Here is an 18,585-nt window from a genome sequence, read left to right as displayed (position 1 = left end):
TGCGTCTTATGTGCAGCGAAGCTAATGCTGCTAAAATACAAAGCGCTCATGTAGTTTAAACGCACGATGATAAGGAGCACCAGTGGGTAACCACTTCCGTACCTCCGGTGCGGGCGATGAGGCCCCCAAGACACGGCAAGGTGTCCCGGGCACACGTTTCGCCACTCCGGATTCAGAGGGCCAGCATATTGCCCAGGCCCCCGCACAGCCGGCAGATCAGGCACGGCCGGTATCCGATCCCTTTGCCTACAATCCCACCAGCGATGCCGAGCTTTCCGCCGCTGCGGGCTTTGAGCCCGTCCAAAAGGTGACTGCTCGCGTGAACCAGCCTCAGACGTCAGCTGAGCCTCAGCCGACCATGGCGGGCATTCCCGATCCCATGGCTCCTGCTACGCCCGCGCCGCAGCCGGCGCAGTCCGGCCTCTTTGCCGGCATTCCCGATCCTACGCAGCCCGCTGCGCCCATGGTCGAGAATGATCAGGCTGCCGAGGTCGCAAGTCTTGACAACGCGCTCAACAACCCCGATTTTACGTCGGTGTTCGCGCCTATCGATCCGCAGGCAAGTCGCAAGAAGATGGCCAAGCAGGCCGGTGTCGAGCCCGTCATTCTGATGGAGCATGTCACCAAGATCTACCCGGCACAGCCCAACAAGCCCGCACTCGACGACATCAACATCGAGATCTATCCGGGTGAGTTCGTCTTCTTGGTCGGTCATTCCGGATCGGGTAAGACCACGCTGCTTTCCACGCTCAACCGTGATGTCAGGCCTACGAGCGGTCGCATTTTGGTCGCCGGTCAGGATCTCATGAAAATCAAGAACCGCAAGGTTCCCTTCCTGCGCCGCCAGATTGGCGCCGTGTTCCAGGACTTTAAGCTTCTGCCGCAAAAGACCGCCTATGAAAACGTGGCGTTTGCCCTGCAGTGCATAGGCAAGCCCAAGGGCGTCATTCGCAGCCAGGTGCCCGAGGTACTGCGTCTGGTCGGTTTGGCCGATCAGATGGACTCGCTGCCCGATCAGCTTTCCGGCGGCGAGCAACAGCGCGTGGCCGTCGCCCGCGCCATGGTCAACCGTCCGCCGCTGCTGATTTGCGACGAGCCAACGGGCAACCTCGACCCGGCAATTTCGCTCGGCATCATGAAGCTGCTCGAGCGCATTAACCGCACCGGCACGACCGTGATCGTGGCTACCCACGATCGCGAGATGGTCGATAGTATGCATCGTCGCGTGATCGCCCTCGAGGGCGGCCACGTAATCCGCGACCAGGAGAGGGGAGGTTACGGCAACTATGGCACCAACTAACGTGGGCTATTCGCTCAAAGAGGCAATGAGCCACTTCTTCCGTAACTGGACCACCTCGCTCGGCGCCGTCATCACGATTTTCCTATCGCTGTTTATCATCGGCCTGTTCATCATGGGTTCCGCGATGCTGAACTCCGTGATCGGCACCGTTGAGGATCAGGTTGTTATCAACGCGTTTATTAGCGATGACGCCGACCAGGCCGACGTCCAGGCTTTCGAGAGTGAGCTCAAGACGTGGAACAACGTTAAGTCCGTGACCTATAAGGACAAGGACGACGCGCTGGCCGAGTACACGAGCAAGATGTCGGGTAACGCCGACGCCACTCTGAGCGCACTTGATGGCCAGAATCCGCTGCCTGCTTCGTTCGCGATCGAGATGGACGATCCGTCCCAGGTCGAGAGCACGGCCAAGAAGCTCAAGAAGAACTCCGATTTCCAGAAGATCGCGGATGACGGTGACGTTGATGCGAGCGTTCTGTACGGTCAGGAGGAAGTGAGCCGCCTGTTCCAGGTGACGAACTACATCCGCATCGCTGCCGTTGTGCTTGTTGGTTTGCTGACGTTTATCGCGTTCATCTTTATCAACAACACGATTCGCCTGTCGATTACGGCTCGCCGCCGCGAGATTGCTATCATGCGCCTGGTGGGCGCCAGCAATGGCTTTATTCGCGGTCCGTTTATCACCGAGGGCGTGCTGCAGGCCGTTTTGGGCTCGCTGCTTTCCATCGGTGTTTTGGAGCTGCTTCGCAACCTGTTGGTTCCGCGTCTTCAGGAGAGCATTGGCTGGATGTCGTTTGCGCTGCCGATGCAATACTACCTGGTGACGTATGCCGCACTGATCCTGGTCGGCGTGATCATCGGTCTCTTTGGTTCCGCCATTGCCATGCGTCGCTACCTGCGCGTGTAGACACAGCTGGAATTAGTTTTGCTAACGGGCCGTCCCGCTCTGGGGCGGCCCGTTTTTTGATCCCGTGCGACGGAGGAAAAGGGCTCACCGGCAGTTCGGCTTGTCTCGATAATTCGATTTTCTCCGTCACATAGGGATCATGACGCGAGGTGCGTGCCCTGTTGTTGATTGGGTAGACTCTTTGATGCGTGCGGTTTAGGCCTGCACGGTGTTTTGACGTGATGCGGTTGCGCCTGCGGGCCCCGCAACAGATAGTAAGGAGGCGCCATGGGGCGCAATAACAAACATAAGCGTAGCGCTCGCAACAAGCGCGCGCCGGTGCGCAGCGAGCGGCGTCCCAGCCTGACGGGCCGCGTGCAGCTCCATGAGCACAGCGCCTATGTTGTCACCGATAATGGCGACTATAAGGTTATGGGTCGCGGCAAGCGCGAGATTATGGACGGCGACATCGTGGCCGTGAGCATTAAGACCGGACCGCGCGGCGATCGCCGTGCGGTGATCGAGGGCGTTGTCGAGCGCGCGGCCATAAGCGTGGTGGGCACGTATCAGACGGCAGGCCCCCTCGGTGTGATCGAGCCGCTTGATTCGCGTCTCAAGGCCGATTTCTTTATTTTGCCCGAGGATACTTCGGCGGAGCGTTTGGGCGTGCATCCGGGCGATGCAGTCGTCGCACGCATCTTGACCTATCCGACACGCTTGGAATCGGGCACCGTGACTCTTGAGCGCCGCATTGGCGGTGACGATGCACCCGACTTGGGCGTTCAATATGTCATGGCTCGTTACGGCTATACCGATAGTTATCCCGAGACCGCCCTTGCCGAGGCCGAGGAGCTATCGCTCGACGTGGCGACGGCTCTTAAGGACCCGCTTCGCCGTGATCTGCGCGACCGTTTTATCATCACGATCGATCCGGTCGACGCGCGCGACTTTGACGACGCCATCTCGTTGGAGCGCACGACGCAGGGCGGCTACAAGCTGGGTGTCCATATCGCCGATGTATCGCATTATGTGGCCTGGGACGGACATATCGACCTAGAGGCTCGCCATCGCACGACGTCGGTGTACCTTGCCGATCGTGTGCTCCCCATGTTGCCCGAGCGCCTGTCGAATGACCTGTGTTCCTTGCGCCCCGACGAGGATCGCCTGGCGTTTACCGTCGACATCGAGCTCGATGCGCAGGGGCACGTCCGCCACTACGATCCGTATCCCAGTGTGATTCGCTCGCGCGTGCGCATGGACTATGACGGTGCCGAGGCACTGCTGGTGCGTGCCGGTGCGGTGGAGTACTCCGTGTTGAAAGGTGCCGCCGAGGATGTTGCTGCAGCCGAGGCGTCGCGCGAGGAGGCGCTTGAGCGCGGTTTGACTTGCGAAGAGACTGCCCGCGACTACGACGTGGATCTGAGCGATTTCCTAGTCGCTGCCAACGAGCTTGCCGAGCGACGCCGTCGCATTCGCCGTGCGCGCGGCTCGGTCGACTTTGACACGGCGGAGATTCGCGCTTTGCTGGACGAGGACGGCATTCCCGTGCAGATCGTGGCCCGCGAGCGCTCGTGTGCCACGTCGCTCATCGAGGAAGCTATGCTGCTTGCCAACGAGTGCGTTGCCGAGTGGCTGGCAGACCGCGATATTGAGGCATGCTATCGCGTGCATGAGGATCCCAGCCCCGACAGCTTGCACGGGGCCGCTGTGGCGCTGGCGCAGCTGGGTATCATCGACGATCGCCGCGCGGCCGGCATTGCCCTGGGAAGTCCCGATGAGCTGCAGGCGGCGGTTGACGCTGCCGCTGGCACGGCAAATGCCCCGCTTGTCAACACGTTGCTATTGCGCAGTATGCAGCGCGCGCTGTACAAGCCGCGCAACGAGGGCCACTTTGCGCTCGCCGCGCCGTGCTACTGCCACTTTACGAGCCCTATCCGACGCTATCCGGACCTTGTTGTCCATCGCGTGCTCAAATTGCAGCTGGCGTATGAGCAGCTGGGCGGCAAGGATGCCTTGGCGCGCACGCCGCGGCTGATCGGCAAGGGTCGCGAGTCGCTGCCGCGCATCTTGCCGCAGATTTGCCGTGCATGCAGCGATGCCGAGCGTGCGGCCGACGCCGCCAGCCATGCGACGCAAAAGATCAAGATTGCCCAGTATTACGAGGATCGTCTGGGCGAGCGCTATGCCGGAACCATTTCGTGGGTCAGCAGCATGGGCCTCTTTGTGCGCCTCGACCTGACACAGGTCGAGGGCTTGGTCTCGATTAAGAGCTTGGGAAGCGAGTGGTTCGAGTTTGACGAGGACGCGCTCACGTTGACGGGTGCCGACACGGGGCGCCGTTTTGAGTTGGGGCAACGCGTGATCATCGAGGTCTCGCGCGTCAATACCACGCGCGGGCACTTGGATTTCAGGCTTATTCATTAGCCGGAATTTGGTGATTGATAGAGAACGGGGCGGTCTTTTGGGGCTGCCTTTTTCGTGGCGGTTCAATCGTCTTGCCGCTCGCGCGCTTGCGTCTTCCGCCTGCTATAGGGGAGATAAAACCTACCAAAATAAACCTGTCCCTTTTTGGGAGGTTTACGAGAGAGCGGGGATGAGATGACAACGGTGTACGGGTATGCGCGGGTGAGCTCGCGTGATCAAAATCTGAATCGGCAGCTGGATGCGCTGGGCGCCTATGGCGTGGAACCGGCGAATATCTTTGCCGACCATGCGAGTGGCAAGGACTTCGATCGACCGCGGTATCGCGAGCTGCTGTGCGCGTTGGATTCCGGCGATGTGCTGGTGGTACTTTCCATTGATCGGCTGGGCCGTAACTACAGCGAGATCCTCGAGGAATGGCGGTGCATAACCAAAGAGCTCGGCGCCGCCATCGTGGTGCTGGACATGCCATTGCTCGACACGCGCGCCAGAGACTGTGGTGGGTCGGACGTGACGAGTACGTTGATTGCCGATATTGTTTTGCAGCTGCTGAGCTATGTGGCACAGGTGGAGCGCGAGAACATCCACCGGCGCCAAGCCGAGGGCATTGCGGCGGCGCGAGCGCGCGGCGTGCGCTTTGGCCGGCCCCGCAAGCCCTGTCCCCCGCAATTCGAGCTGGTACGCGATGCCTACGAGGCGGGTGATATCACGCGGAGTCAGGCGGCAAAGCGGCTAGGCGTGTGCGTGGGGACGTTCGATCGCTGGATGCGCGAGATGGAATCGGGGCGCCACGGTCCTTTGGCGCCCCGATTCGAACATTTTGGATTTCGCTACGGCGACAACTGCATTTGGGGGTACACTCGCTGCTGCTCAAAAAATGACGGAGGTTAGCCCTTGGCGCGTGTGAAGCACATAGTCGGATGGATTTCGATTGTCCTGCTGGTCGTGACGCTGGCAAGTATTTGGATGCTGACGGAGCAAAACGTGGAGCAGACGTCGTCGCTCAGCGAGTCCACCGCGCGTGCGGTGGAAGGACGGGCCGCGGACGTGCGGCCCGACGCCACGCAGGAGTTCCAGGCGGGGGATGCCGTCGAGGGCACGGATTCAACGACTGCCACTGTTCATCCCGACCCGCTTGCGCCCGTTCGTCTGTGGATGGGTGCCAACATTCGTCGCGTCGCACATACCGTTGAGTTCTTCTTTGTAGGACTGTTTGCTTTGGCGACAGTGGCATGCCTGGGCGAGTGCCTGCCATGCGCGCGATTCCGGTACGTACTCGCTCTGCTCTTTTGCGCCGTCTGCTCTGTCGGTGACCAAGTGCACAAGATCTTTGTTCCTGGTCGTCATTTCGACATGATCGACCTGGGCTTCGATGCCGCGGGTTACGTTGTCGCCATGCTGTTGGTGCTGTTGGCCGCCGCGCTGGTTCAGCGCGCGACCTGTCCCATTGGCGCCCATGCGAGGCGCTAACCTCAAGATGGAAAATCGCGACCGCCTGTACGTCGGCGCTGGTTACAATATCGGCATCGGTCGCAGATGGCCATCGATGCGCTGTTTGCCAGACACTTGTCTTTTCTAAGAAGGGAATCCCCATGGCAGTGCTGTTTGTTGAATACCCCAAATGCTCGACGTGTAAAAAGGCCAAGGCCTGGTTGGACGAGCATGGGGTTGAGTACGTCGATCGCGATATTGTTACAGACAATCCTTCGGCTGAGGAACTTGCGACCTGGATTGCTCGTTCGGGGCTGCCGGTGCGACGCTTCTTTAACTCGTCGGGCATGAAATATCGAGAGCTTGGTCTGAAAGCGCGCCTGGATGCGGGTATGACGGACCAGGAATGCTGCGAGCTGCTGGCGACTGACGGCATGCTGGTTAAGCGCCCGCTGCTGGTGGGCGACGACTTTACGATCCCCGGCTTTAGGGAAGCGGCTTGGACCGAGGCGTTGCTGTAGCGGCTTCGGAAAGTGCGTCCCATTTTGAGTGCTGATTCTGGGATGCGCTTTCCGGTTGAGGGCTCTATCGGAAATGACATCCCGTTTCGAGTGCTGATTCTGGGACACGGTTTCCGGTTGAGGGCTCGACGGGAAAGTGGGGACCAGTTTGAGCTTGAAATCTGGGATGCGCTTTCTGCCGGCGGGCCTACTCCAGGGCGGGCCTGCCCCAGTCAGTCCTTCAGCTGCGCCCATTCGTGTGGGTCGTAGATCTTTACGTGCTTGTCGGGCGTGTCGCTCCAGTACTCTTCGTCCATAAAGGGCAGGTATGCCTGAATGCCGGGGCAGATAAACGGAATTCGTTGCCGCTGCAGGCGCTCGCGCTGCCGCCGCTCCAGGTTCGTCTCGGATATGACGGTCGGCATGCCGGACAGCTCGACGAGGCTTGCCTGGATGCGCTTGAGGTCGGGGAGCGCCGCATGCCATGACGTCCGCATGATCAAAAGATACTTCGATTGTGTTGCCTGGTGCTATCGTTTTCGCGTTAGTATCTGCCAACGGTTGACGGTTACCGCTCGCGGCGTTTTGCCCTTCGTGTACAGCGGTCGGCATCACAGGTCCTTCACGGGTTGGACGAAATTAGGCCAATTTGACCGAATTTTAAAAAAGTCAAAATTGGGGCTTGCGTCACGGAGCGACTTCCCGTATATTTCTTTCTTGCGCAAAGGCACAGCCGAGCGCAGCGATGCAATCATTGGGATGTCGTCTAATGGCAGGACAGCGGATTCTGGTTCCGTCAATGGGGGTTCGACTCCCTCCATCCCAGCCATTGCATTTGCTACATATGGCCCGTTCGTCTAGCGGTTTAGGACGCCGCCCTCTCAAGGCGGAGATCACCAGTTCGAATCTGGTACGGGCTACCACAAATTGAATGCCCGGGCCTCGCAAGAGACCCGGGTTTTGTGTATACACCGTATGTGTGGAATGAGCCGCGTTTCACCTGGACCGAGGAGTTGCCATGGACCTGCCCATCAGCCTACAAGACATTACGTATGCCGAGAATTACCTGGCGCAGGGAGACCTGGCCACGGCGACGCCGCTGCTGGAGCGTTTGGTGGAGCTCGCCGAGGAGTATATCGATGCCGAGTGCAAAACGGAGGAGAACCGCCAGTACTTTAGCTTCGATAGCAAGTTTGAGCGCCTGGCCTACCGCCGCGTGGAAAAGGATCCACGCGAGCTGGTGCAGGTCGAGGTGCCCTTTGATCGCCTGTACTCCGACATGGCGTTTGCCTACATCCGTCAGCAGGATTATGTGAGCGCCCGCAATGCCTTGATGCAGGCCGTGCGCTGGGACCCCATGAACTGCAACTACCGACTGGATCTGGCCGAGCTGTTCCGTGCGCTCGAGGACAAGCAGGAGTGGGCTTCGCTTTCGTTTTCGGTGCTGGAGCGTGCGAGTGACGGCAGGTGCGCCGCCCGCGCCTACGCCAACTTGGGCCAGTACTTTTTGGAGCCCGAGACCGAGAACGTCTCGGCGGCCGTGGGTTGCGCACGTCTGGCGCTGCGCTTGGCCCCTGGCGATTCACATACGACGCGCTTGCTCAGCAAGATCCATGCCACCTATCCGGATGCCGCCGACGAGAGTGATGAGCATGTGATGGGCGAGCTGGCGTTGCAGGGCGTACCGACCTCGCCTTCGGCCGAGATTGCCATTTGTCTGATTATGTGTGCGACCGACGCTGCGGGCGACGGTGACAAGCAGGAGGCTACACGCCTGACGGTCCGTGCCCGCGACCTGGTGGGCGAGGAGGCATGCGCGGCGATCATTAAGCTGGTGCGCGAAAGCGATGCCGAGCTCAACGCCGAGCGCAAGGCCAAACGCGAGGCCGCGAGCGGGAAAGCCGATGACGCCGAGGAGGCCGGCGATGCCCAGTAAGCGCGAGCGCAAGCTCATCTCCAAGAATCGTTCGGCGCATCACGAATACTTTATCGACGAGACATTCGAATGCGGCATTGAGCTGAGCGGTACCGAGGTCAAGTCGATTCGCGAGCGCGCCTGTCAGATTACCGATACTTTTGCGCTGATTCGCGGCGGCGAGTGCTGGCTGGTGGGTTTGCACATCCATCCCTATAGTCACGGTGGCGTGTGGAACCGTGATCCCGATCGCCGGCGCCGTCTGCTGCTGCATCGCAAGGAGATTGATTTTCTTGACGGCAAACTGCGCAACCGCGGCTATGCACTGGTGCCGCTCGAGCTCTACTTTAATACCGATGGTCGCGTTAAGCTGCTGTTGGGCCTGGGCCGTGGCAAAAAGCTCTACGACAAACGCGAGGACATGGCCAAACGTGACGTTCAGCGCGAAATCGATCGCGCGCTTAAGGAGCGTAATCGCTAAGGGTTGATATCCGGGCGGGCGGGGATGTTCATCCATCACTGTTGTCGTACTCCCGGTCTGCTCCTCGCAAGTTGCGGTGGAATAGTTCCTGCTTGTTGGGTATCCAGGCTTAAACAGGGACTTTTTCACCGCAACTGCGTGTGGCTCATTTTTCTTACCGTTCTGACACATATGTCTCATTGTGGGTATATACGTCTGCAAGGCTCAATTCCGAGTTAGGGGAGTGATCGTTTTGGATAAAACTGCGTTCTTTACGATGCCGTGCGGGCTGTATGTGGTGAGTGCCGCGGCAGATGGATCGCGCGCCGGCTGCATTATCAACACCGCAGTGCAGGTGACGTCCACGCCGCCGCGCATTTCGGTTGCCGTGAACAAGGAAAATGTCACGTCTAGCGTTATCTCGTCTGCCAAGGCCTTTGCGCTGACCGTGATCGATCAGACGGCCGATATGCCCTACATTGGTAACTTTGGATTCCGTACCAGCAGCAACTTTGACAAATTTGCCAAGTACGAGACGCGCGAGACCGCACTGGGCATGCCCTATGTTCCCGAGCATGCGGCGGCCTTGTTTAGCTGCCGTTTGATCGACACAGTGGATGTGGGCACGCATCTACTGTTTATCGGCGAGGTCGAGGATGCCGAGCGCCTGAGCGACGAGACGCCGCTCACCTACGATTACTACCATAAGGTCCTGAAGGGCAAGACGCCGCCCAAGGCGTCTTCGTACCAAGGGTAGAAATGCGGTAAAACCGCTTGCATTATATTATTAAGAATATATACTAATAAGCAAAGTACATCAGCAGCCACGTTCGAGAGGAGAACATCATGGCCGAGGAAAAGAAGACGTACAAGTTCGTGTGCACCGTTTGCGGTTACGAGGTAGAGGTCGACACGCCCGAGCTGCCCGAGGATTACGTGTGCCCGGTGTGTGGCGTCGGTCCCGATCAGTTTGAGCTCGTCGAGGAGTAGCTCGTAGACACACGACTTGCAGCAACATATAGCTCTGTCCAAGGGCCCCGGTCGGATATCCCGGCCGGGGCCCTTTTCCTCCGTCCCCAAGGGATCACGGCTGCTATTAGCCGATCCTGTCTGTTGTGAGTCCGGCCGACCTTTTGTCTTAACCTGCAACATCTAACGGCTCAAAACGGGTCTTCCTGTTACAGAACGAGACAAACCAAAACCATCATTCTCAAAATCTCAATCTATAACATTTAGGCACGTAAACCCCCTCTACTTGTTACAGATCGAGACAAAAGGTTGGGGCTGAAGAAATATCTCGATCTGTAACATCTGGGCGCGGAAATTGGGTCCACTTGTTACAGATCGAGACAAACTGAAACTATCTCTCAGAAAATCTCAATCTGTAACATCTAAGGGCTCAAAGCGGCCTCACGTGTTACAGATTGAGACGTTATATCTGGACAGTCACGCCATCCCATTACATCCCCGTTAGCAGTACGATGTCGAGAATCGTCACGATGACACCGATCCCTACGAGCAACGCGTTGAGCGGGCGCGAGTTGGCGTATTTGCCCATGACGCGGGGCGAGCTGGTGAGTCGTATGAGCACAAAGACCGTAATCGGCAGCTGAAGCGACAACAGTGCCTGACTCCAAATGAGACCCTCAAAAGGATTCGGGACGATCAGGCACGCCGCCACTGCGCCGACGAAACAGGCCGCCACTCCGATCGAGGAATGTCGGTCGTGGATGTCGTATTCCTCGTCGAATATGCCCGCGGTGATGGTGCCCGCCGCCATGCCCGCCGTCACGCTACTCGATATGCCCGCAAACAGCAGTGCCACCGCAAAGATGGTCGAGCTTGCCGGGCCCAGAATGGGGGAGAGCGTGGCCGCTGCGACGGCGAGGTCGTCTACGACAATGCCGTGCGCAAAGAAGGTCGTTGCGGCCAGGATGACCATGGCCGAGTTGATTGCCCAGCCCACACCCATCGAAAAGAGCGTGTCGAAGAGCTCGTAGTGCAGGCGTTCTTCGATAACCTGCTCGCCTTGGCCTTCGAAGTGCATGGATTGGATGACCTCGGAGTGCAGGAAGAGGTTGTGGGGCATAACGACCGCGCCTAGGACACTTACGATAATCGCGACTGAGCCGGTGGGCATACTGGGTGTAATCCAGCTTGTGGCGGCTTGCGGCCAGTCGACCTTGACCAGCAGAAGCTCGGCTAAAAACGAAAGTCCCACCACGCCCACGAAGGCGATGATCCAGCGTTCGGCGCGTTTGTAGGAGCTTGTCATGAGCATGACAATCGATGCCGCCGCCACGATGATGCAGCCGGCACGTACGGGCAGGCCAAAGAGCATTTGAAGTGCGATCGCACCGCCCAGGACTTCGGCCATGGCGGTGGCGACCGTGGCTAGATACGCGCTGCCGAGTATCGCACGCCCGACGAGGCGGGGCAGGTGGCGCGTCGTGGCCTCGGCAAGACACATGCCCGTGGCGATGCCCAAGTGAGCCGCGTTGTGTTGCAGCACGATGAGCATGATCGTGGACAGCGTGACGATCCACAGCAGCGCGTAGCCAAACTGCGAGCCGGCGGCCATATTGGAGGCCCAATTGCCCGGGTCGATAAAGCCGACGGTCACGAGCAGCCCGGGGCCGATATGCCGTGCGATGTCGAGTCCGCCGTGGCCGCCGGTGCGCGGGGAACCAAAGTGATGTTTGAGTTGGTCGATCATGGTGCACTCCTGCGTGCCGTTTGTTTGACGCCGCAAAGGATACCCGTTTTAGGCTCGAAATTTGACCATGACTAACAAAATTGTTGTATTTGAATAGGATGGTAAAAGGGGGTTGCCGAAATGTCTTGATCTGTAACAACTAGGGATGGAAATTGGGCCTAGGTGTTACAGATCGAGACAGGAAGAAATGGTCCTATGGAAAATCTCGATCCGTAACAGCTGACCGCCAAAACCGCCCCTTCGTGTTACAGATTGAGACATTCGTAACCGTCTCTCGAGAACATCTCAATCTGTAACCGTTAGTCGTCGAAATTGGGTCTTCCTGTTACAGATTGAGATGTTTGAAGCGGTGAGCTTACAGGCCGAACCTGGGGCCCTTGTTGTTGCCCTTGAGGTCGGCGGTGTCCACTCGTAGGGCGTGCGTTACGCAATTGTTTCGAAACGGGCGGGAAACACAATGGGCCGGCGATGCTTCTAGTATGCCTATTCAACTGACTGTCTAAATATCTAGGGGAGGATCGCGATGCAGGCAGATTCCGCTCAGCAGCAGGGCCTTTATCGCCCCGAATTCGACCACGATGCATGTGGCATCGGCGCGCTTGCCGATATCAACGGTGAGCGCCACCACCAGATTCTGGACGATGCGCTGTCCATTCTGGTCAACCTGGAGCACCGCGGTGGCACGGGACTCGAGAAGAATACCGGCGACGGCGCCGGCATCCTGTTCCAGGTTCCGCATCACTTTTTCCGCAAAGAGGCTCAAAAGTGCGGCCAGATTCTGCCGGCAGAGGGCGACTATGGCGTGGCCATGCTGTTCTTCCCGCAAGACGACAAGGGCGTAGAGGATGCCCGCCGCGTGTTTGAGGAAGGCTGTGCCGAGGCCGGCGTGCCGCTGCTCTTTTGGCGCGAGGTGCCGGTCGACCCTCACGATCTGGGCGAGACGGCCCGCGCCTGCATGCCCACCATCCTGCAGGCCTTCCTGGGCCGTCCGGACGACACGCTCGCCGGCGATGCCTTTGAGCGTCGCCTGTACGTGTGCCGCCGTACCATCGAAAAGAAGGCCGACGCCGAGTTTGCCCTGCGTGACAAGATCTTCTATGTGTGCTCCATGAGCTCGCGCACCATCGTGTACAAGGGCATGCTGGTCGCCACGCAGATGCGCCGCTTCTTTATCGATCTCAACGACGCCGCCGTCAAGACGGCCGTGGCGCTCGTCCACTCGCGCTACTCCACCAACACCACGCCTAGCTGGGAGCGCGCACATCCCAACCGCTTTATTATCCACAACGGCGAGATCAACACCCTCAAGGGCAACGTCAACTGGATTCGCGCCCGCGAACCTAACCTGTACAGTCCCGTGCTGCAGCATGATCTTGAGCGTGTGATGCCCATCATCAACCGCGAGGGTTCCGACTCCGCGATTCTGGATAATGTACTCGAGTTTTTGGTCATGAACGGCCGTCCGCTCACGCGTGCCGCGTCCATGTTGCTGCCCGAGCCGTGGGACCACAACGACAACCTGAGCGAGGAGCGCCGCGCCTACGATGCCTACCAGTCCATGCTCATGGAGCCCTGGGACGGCCCGGCGGCCATCGCCTTTACCGACGGCCGTACGCTGGGTGCCGCCCTCGACCGCAACGGCCTGCGCCCGGCTCGCTACTACGTGACGCGCGACGGCCGCTTTATGCTGGCAAGCGAGGTGGGCACCATCGAGGTGCGCCCCGAGAATATCCTGACAAGCGGTTGTTTGGGACCGGGCCAGATGCTCGAGGTCGATTTTGCCCGCGGCCGTGTGATCTACAATGATGAGCTGCGCGCCCGCTATGCCAAGGAAAAGCCCTACCGCGATTGGATTGCCGAAGAGACGCTGACCGTTGACGCGCTCGACAAGCCCGCCGCGGCAACGCCCGCCGAGGATGCCGAGGTGCCTGCCGCCGTGCGTATGGCCAAGCTCGGGTATCACTGGGATGATGTTGACGAGGTCGTGCGCCCCATGGCCCAGCAGGGCAAGGCCCCGCTCGCCTCGATGGGTATCGATGCGCCGCTGGCCTGCCTGTCCAAGAAGACATGCTCGTTCTTTGACTACTTCTATCAACTGTTCGCCCAGGTCACGAACCCGCCGATCGACGCCCTGCGCGAGCATATGGTCACCTCGACCACGCTCTACCTGGGCAACCACGGCAACCTGCTCGAGGATTCTCGTACGGCCTGCCAACTCGTGCGTCTGGAGCGCCCACTGCTGAGCGAGGAGGAGTTCGACCGCATTTGCGCGATTGACCGTGTTGGCTTTAAGACCCGCCGTTTCCGTGCCGTTTACCGCCGCGATGCCGGCGAGGGCGCGCTGCAGGCTGCGCTCAAGCAGCTTGCAGAGGACGTTGAGGCTGCGGTCCGCGACGGCGTGAACATCGTGGTGTTGAGCGATCGCGCCGGAGCGGACGAGGTACCCGTGCCGTCACTGCTCGCCGTGGGCTGCGTGCACAACCACCTGATCCGCGCCGGCGTGCGTACCTTTGCCGACATCGTGGTGGAGTGTGGCGACGCCGTGTCTCCGCACGACTTTGCGGCGCTGGTGGGCTACTCCGCGAGCGGCATCTATCCGTACAACGCGCATGCGTGCATTCGCGACCTGGCGGCGCACGGCGATCTGGACGTGACAGCCGAGCAGGGCATCGCCAACTACAATAAGGCTGCGACCGCCGGCATCGTTTCCATCATGTCCAAGATGGGCATCTCCACGGTGCAGAGCTACCATTCGGCGCAGATCTTCGAGGCCGTGGGCTTTACGCCGGAGTTCGTCAACGCGTACTTCGCCGGCACGGTGAGCCGTGTGGGCGGTATGGGTGTCGAGGACGTTGAGCGCGAGCAAAACGAGCGCTACGACGCCGCGCTCGCTATCCTTAAGAGCCCGGCTCCCGATCAGCTGCCCACGCTGGGTCTGACCAAGTGGCGCCCGCTCGGCGGCGAGGATCACCTCATTGATCCGCAGACTGTCTACTTGCTGCAGACCGCCTGCCGTGAGGACAGCTACGACACCTTTAAGGAGTACAGCGCCCGCCTGCACCGCACCGGCCGTGCCGTGCGCCTGCGTGACTTGCTCGACTTTAATGCCAACGGCCGCACGCCGGTTTCGCTCGACGAGGTGGAGCCCGCGCGCAACATCGTCCGCCGCTTTAACACCGGTGCCATGTCGTACGGTTCTATCAGCAAAGAGGCGCACGAGTGCATGGCCATCGCCATGAACCGCCTGCATGGACGCTCTAACTCGGGCGAGGGCGGCGAGGATCCGCGTCGCGAGACCCCGCTGGCTAACGGTGACTCCAAGAACTCCGCCATCAAGCAGGTGGCAAGTGCGCGCTTTGGCGTAACGAGCCGCTACCTGTGCAGCGCCTTCGAGATTCAGATCAAGATGGCCCAGGGCGCCAAGCCCGGCGAGGGTGGCCACCTGCCCGGTAAGAAGGTCTACCCCTGGATCGCCGAGGTCCGTCAGTCCACGCCCGGCATCGGCCTGATCTCGCCTCCGCCGCACCACGACATCTACTCCATCGAGGACCTGGCAGAGCTGATCTTTGATCTTAAGAACGCCAACCCCGGTGCGCGCGTGTCGGTCAAGCTGGTCAGCGAGGCCGGCGTCGGCACCATCGCCACCGGTGTGGCCAAGGGTGCCGCCGACAAGATCTTGATCAGCGGCCACAATGGCGGCTCGGGTGCCGCGGCGCGCGATTCCATTTGGCACGCCGGCCTGCCGCTGGAGCTCGGCCTTGCCGAGGCTCAGCAGACGTTGCTGCAAAACGGCCTGCGCTCCCGCGTGGTGCTCGAGGCCGACGGCAAGCTCATGGACGGCACCGATGTTGCCGTCGCCTGCCTGCTGGGCGCCGAGGAATTTGGCTTTGCGACCATGCCGCTCATCTCCATGGGCTGCCTCATGCAGCGCGACTGCCAGCAGGACACCTGCCCGGCCGGCATCGCCACGCAAAACTGTCGCCTGCGTCGCGGCTTCCGCGGCAAGCCCGAGCACGTTGAGCACTTTATGCTCTTTGTTGCCGAGCAGCTGCGTGAGGTCATGGCGAGCCTGGGCTTCCGCACCGTCGACGAGATGGTCGGCCATCCCGAGTGCCTGCGCCAGATCGAGGTACCGGGCAACCGCAAGGCCAACCTGCTTGATCTGTCGCCCGTGCTGGCGAGCGCGACCTGCGAGTTCGGTGCCCATATCCCGGGCGCCGACGGTCGCCACTTCCTGCCGCAGATGGCTGCGGACAGCGAGCTCGACAAGACGCTCGACTCCACGTTGTTCGTGCCCTATACGGCCGATGCCCGTGCGCACCTGCGCCCGATTCGGTTCCGCGCCGATATCGCCAACGTCAACCGTTGCGTGGGCACCATCCTGGGCAATGCGGTGACCAAGGCGCATCCCGAGGGCCTGCCCGCCGGCTCCATCACCATCGATTGCGATGGTTCGGCCGGTCAGAGCTTTGGCGCCTTTCTGCCGCGCGGCATTACGCTCAACGTGTGCGGCGACGCCAACGACTACTTTGGCAAGGGCCTTTCGGGCGGCGAGGTGTCGGTGCGCCCCAACCCGCATGCGACCTACAAGTTCGACGAGAACATCATCGTGGGCAACGTGGCGTTCTTTGGTGCCACGAGCGGACGCGGCTTTATTAACGGCCTGGCAGGCCAGCGCTTTGGCGTGCGTAACTCCGGTGCCACTGTGGTGGTCGAGGGCTGCGGCAACCATGGCTGCGAGTACATGACGGGCGGCCTGGCGCTCATCTTGGGAGAGGTCGGGCAGAACTTCGCCGCCGGTATGACGGGTGGCGTGGCCTATGTCTTTGACCAGTACGGCACGCTCGAGGCCCGTGTGAACCACGAGAGCGTGGAACTCAAGGCCCCGACGGCTGGCGAGCTGGCGCAGATTCGCGCGCTCATCCAGGAGCACGTGGACGCGACGCAGAGCCCGCGCGGCATTAAGCTGCTCTACAGCTTCGACTCGATGAGCAAGCACTTTGTGAAGGTCATTCCGACCGAGTACGAGCGCGTGCTGGCGATTGTCGCTGCGGCCGAGGCCGTGGGCAAGACGCATGCGCAGGCCGAGGAGTTGGCGTTTGACATCGTGACCGGCCGCGCGAGCGCCGCGGATGTCGCTCGCTTTGATGTCGCGGGCGGTGCAGCGGGCACTGCGCCCGTGGCTGTCAGCTCTGTTGCTTCGACCAAGAAGGAGGCGTAAGTGCCATGGGTAAGCCCGGTGCTTTTCTTGATATCGATCGCGTGACCCACGAGCTGCGCCCCGTGGAGGAGCGCAGCCGCGATTTCGATCCGCTGTATGTGGAGCTCGACGACGATGCGCGCCGCGCCCAGGCGAGCCGCTGCATGATGTGCGGCGTGGCGTTTTGCCAGATGGGTGCGAGCTTTGGCAAGGCGCGTCCGAGTGGCTGTCCGCTGCACAACCTGATTCCCGAGTGGAACGAGCTGGTGTATCGCGGTCGCTGGGACGAGGCGGCCGAGCGCCTGTCGCTCACCTCGCCCATGCCCGAGTTTACGAGCCGCGTGTGCCCGGCACTGTGCGAGGCTGCGTGCAACCTGGGTTCGGTCGACGGCCAGCCCACAACGATTCACGATAACGAGCGCGCGATCAGCGACCACGAATGGGCAAACGGCGGCCCGCGTCGCTTTGAGCCGGCAGGGGAGGACGCGCCCTCGGTCGCCGTGGTTGGTTCTGGCCCGGCTGGCCTGGTGGCTGCATGGGAACTTGCGCGTCGCGGTGCCCGCGTGATGGTGTTTGAGCGCGACGACCGCCCAGGCGGTCTGCTCATGTACGGCATTCCCAACATGAAGCTCGAGAAGTCCGTGGTCGAGCGCCGCGTGGCGCTCATGCGCGAGCTGGGCATTGTCTTTGAGCTGGGTACTGACGTTACGAACCCTGCGGTGGCGGCCAAGCTCAATGGTTTTGACGCCGTTGTGGTGGCTGCCGGTGCTCGTACGCCCCGCGGTCTTTTGGCTACGAATGTGGATGCCCCGGGCGTGGTGTATGCCGTGGACTACCTGACGGCTTCGACCGTCTCGGTGCTCGATGGCGGTGAGCCCGCGGTGAACGCGCGCGGCCTGGACGTTGTGGTCATTGGCGGCGGCGATACCGGCAACGACTGCGTGGGTACCGCGGTGCGCCAGGGTGCACGCAGTGTGCGTCAGTTTGAGTTCTTGCCGGCTGCGCCCGATAAGCGTGCGGCGAGCAATTCCTGGCCGCAGTGGCCCAACGTTAAGAAGACCGACTACGGTCAGCAGGAGGCTATCGCTGCCATGGGCGGCGAGATGCGTGCTTGGGGCGTGGATACGCTCGAGGTATTGCTGGACAAGAAGGGCGCTGCCGCGGGCCTGCGCGTGGTCGATCTGGACTGGTCGGCCGGCAAGCCCGAACGCATTGCGGGCTCCGAGCACGAGGTGCCGGCCCAGCTGGTGCTGATCGCCTGTGGCTTTACGGGTCCGGAGCACGGCGTGTTCGACGCTGTTGACGTGCCTATTGCCACGGCGGGCCGTCCGTTGCCCGTGATGGCCTCCGATGACTCGCATCTTGCGGCTCGCGTGGATGGCGTTGCCGCAGATGCCGCGCCGGTGTATGTGGCCGGCGATGCCCGCAACGGTAGCTCGCTCGTGGTGAGTGCCATGGCCGATGCCCTCGCCTGCGCAGCCGAGGTCGCCGAGGCGCTGGGGCTGTAAGACAATCACGGAGTTACTCAACAATCGAATCGGCAAGGGCTGTCCCCAACGGCCGGCACGTAAGGAGCGTCCCCAAGTGCCGGCAGCTGGGGACGTTCCTTACGTGCCGGCATCCGGGGACACTCCTTGCGGGTTTGCGAGCGTTTTGCTCGTTTGCCGACGTTTGGCTGCCTACCCGTTGGCGTTTGCGCTCGTTGCGCTCTGCTGTTTATGTGGCGGCTTTAGTTGTTTGCGGACAGCGGCGCGGG

14 protein-coding genes and 2 tRNA genes are annotated in these 18,585 nt (G+C 60.9%); 14 read left to right on the top strand and 2 right to left on the bottom strand.

Annotated elements, in window-relative coordinates; all coding sequences use genetic code 11:
• Nucleotides 1-82: 82 nt before the first annotated feature.
• The 6 genes from ftsE to ACTM86_RS00910 all read left to right on the top strand — a co-directional run bounded on the left by ftsE (nucleotide 83) and on the right by ACTM86_RS00910 (nucleotide 6,559).
• Nucleotides 83-1,300 carry a cell division ATP-binding protein FtsE gene (gene ftsE / locus ACTM86_RS00935; protein WP_441014996.1) on the top strand — a complete coding sequence of 406 codons (1,218 nt, stop codon included), beginning with the start codon at nucleotides 83-85 and terminating at the stop codon, nucleotides 1,298-1,300.
• Nucleotides 1,287-2,207 (top strand): permease-like cell division protein FtsX, encoded by a 921-nt coding sequence (gene ftsX / locus ACTM86_RS00930; RefSeq protein ID WP_154515997.1) that lies wholly within the window; start codon nucleotides 1,287-1,289, stop codon nucleotides 2,205-2,207. Before ftsE ends, ftsX begins: the two co-directional genes overlap by 14 nt.
• A 267-nt stretch (nucleotides 2,208-2,474) precedes the next feature.
• The gene (locus ACTM86_RS00925) at nucleotides 2,475-4,610 is read left to right on the top strand and encodes a ribonuclease R family protein (protein WP_441014994.1); all 2,136 of its coding nucleotides are present in this window, start codon (nucleotides 2,475-2,477) and stop codon (nucleotides 4,608-4,610) included.
• A 174-nt stretch (nucleotides 4,611-4,784) separates the two neighbouring features.
• Nucleotides 4,785-5,498, top strand: a complete 714-nt coding sequence (locus tag ACTM86_RS00920; RefSeq protein WP_441014992.1) for a recombinase family protein — start codon at nucleotides 4,785-4,787, stop codon at nucleotides 5,496-5,498.
• Nucleotides 5,499-5,510: 12 nt separating this feature from the next.
• On the top strand, nucleotides 5,511-6,077 hold the full coding sequence (locus tag ACTM86_RS00915; RefSeq protein ID WP_441014990.1) for a VanZ family protein: 567 nt from the start codon (nucleotides 5,511-5,513) through the stop codon (nucleotides 6,075-6,077).
• Nucleotides 6,078-6,193: 116 nt separating this feature from the next.
• A complete protein-coding gene (locus ACTM86_RS00910) occupies nucleotides 6,194-6,559 on the top strand; it encodes an arsenate reductase family protein (RefSeq protein WP_441015216.1) in 366 nt (121 codons plus the stop codon).
• A 212-nt stretch (nucleotides 6,560-6,771) separates the two neighbouring features.
• Here the strand turns inward: ACTM86_RS00910 and ACTM86_RS00905 are convergent, their stop codons facing one another.
• Entirely contained in the window at nucleotides 6,772-7,035 is a 264-nt protein-coding gene (locus tag ACTM86_RS00905) for a hypothetical protein (protein ID WP_441014988.1), read from the bottom strand.
• A gap of 258 nt (nucleotides 7,036-7,293) precedes the next feature.
• Here ACTM86_RS00905 and ACTM86_RS00900 point away from each other — a divergent pair.
• The 6 genes from ACTM86_RS00900 (at nucleotide 7,294) to ACTM86_RS00875 (ending at nucleotide 9,903) form a co-directional block, all read left to right on the top strand.
• Nucleotides 7,294-7,367, top strand: a tRNA-Gln gene (locus ACTM86_RS00900).
• 17 nt (nucleotides 7,368-7,384) lie between these two features.
• Nucleotides 7,385-7,461 (top strand) — tRNA-Glu (locus tag ACTM86_RS00895).
• 95 nt (nucleotides 7,462-7,556) lie between these two features.
• Complete coding sequence (locus tag ACTM86_RS00890) at nucleotides 7,557-8,474, top strand: hypothetical protein (protein WP_427727424.1); 918 nt, start codon at nucleotides 7,557-7,559, stop codon at nucleotides 8,472-8,474.
• The gene (smpB, locus tag ACTM86_RS00885) at nucleotides 8,464-8,934 is read left to right on the top strand and encodes an SsrA-binding protein SmpB (RefSeq protein ID WP_006235325.1); all 471 of its coding nucleotides are present in this window, start codon (nucleotides 8,464-8,466) and stop codon (nucleotides 8,932-8,934) included. Before ACTM86_RS00890 ends, smpB begins: the two co-directional genes overlap by 11 nt.
• Before the next feature lie 232 nt (nucleotides 8,935-9,166).
• Entirely contained in the window at nucleotides 9,167-9,670 is a 504-nt protein-coding gene (locus ACTM86_RS00880) for a flavin reductase family protein (protein WP_441014986.1), read from the top strand.
• Between the two features lie 89 nt (nucleotides 9,671-9,759).
• Nucleotides 9,760-9,903 (top strand): rubredoxin-like domain-containing protein, encoded by a 144-nt coding sequence (locus ACTM86_RS00875; RefSeq protein WP_035137395.1) that lies wholly within the window; start codon nucleotides 9,760-9,762, stop codon nucleotides 9,901-9,903.
• A 469-nt stretch (nucleotides 9,904-10,372) separates the two neighbouring features.
• Here the strand turns inward: ACTM86_RS00875 and ACTM86_RS00870 are convergent, their stop codons facing one another.
• Nucleotides 10,373-11,629, bottom strand: a complete 1,257-nt coding sequence (locus ACTM86_RS00870; RefSeq protein WP_441014984.1) for an Nramp family divalent metal transporter — start codon at nucleotides 11,627-11,629, stop codon at nucleotides 10,373-10,375.
• Between the two features lie 523 nt (nucleotides 11,630-12,152).
• Here ACTM86_RS00870 and gltB point away from each other — a divergent pair.
• Both gltB and ACTM86_RS00860 read left to right on the top strand, forming a co-directional pair.
• A complete protein-coding gene (gene gltB, locus ACTM86_RS00865; protein WP_441014982.1) occupies nucleotides 12,153-16,850 on the top strand; it encodes a glutamate synthase large subunit in 4,698 nt (1,565 codons plus the stop codon).
• A 5-nt stretch (nucleotides 16,851-16,855) separates the two neighbouring features.
• The gene (locus tag ACTM86_RS00860; RefSeq protein WP_441014980.1) at nucleotides 16,856-18,337 is read left to right on the top strand and encodes a glutamate synthase subunit beta; all 1,482 of its coding nucleotides are present in this window, start codon (nucleotides 16,856-16,858) and stop codon (nucleotides 18,335-18,337) included.
• Nucleotides 18,338-18,585 lie beyond the last annotated feature (248 nt).

Origin of the sequence: Collinsella sp. HCP3S3_E11, from assembly GCF_052067375.1 — a bacterium.
In the GTDB taxonomy this organism is placed as follows: domain Bacteria; phylum Actinomycetota; class Coriobacteriia; order Coriobacteriales; family Coriobacteriaceae; genus Collinsella.
This window is presented reverse-complemented; position numbering and strand designations above follow the sequence as displayed.